The 255-nt window shown below is 52.2% G+C and carries 1 rRNA gene; it reads left to right on the forward strand.

Annotation, left to right across the window (positions count from 1 at the left end):
- A 23S ribosomal RNA gene (locus ACEN4N_RS11645) occupies positions 1-255 on the forward strand; the annotation flags it as partial.

Consider the following 255-nt stretch of genomic DNA (forward strand, 5'->3'; position numbering starts at 1 on the left):
CAAAGGGCGCACGGTGAATGCCTTGGCACTAGGAGCCGATGAAGGACGGGACGAACACCGATATGCTTTGGGGAGCTGTAAGTAAGCTAAGATCCAGAGATTTCCGAATGGGGGAACCCAACAGCTACTGGCTGTTACACGCAAGTGAGGTAGACGCAGAGAACTGAAACATCTAAGTACCTGCAGGAAGAGAAAGAAAAATCGATTCCCTGAGTAGCGGCGAGCGAAACGGGAAGAGCCCAAACCGACGTGCAT

It is taken from the genome of Ruoffia sp. FAM 20857 (genome assembly GCF_045528645.1).
Taxonomy (GTDB): domain Bacteria; phylum Bacillota; class Bacilli; order Lactobacillales; family Aerococcaceae; genus Ruoffia; species Ruoffia halotolerans.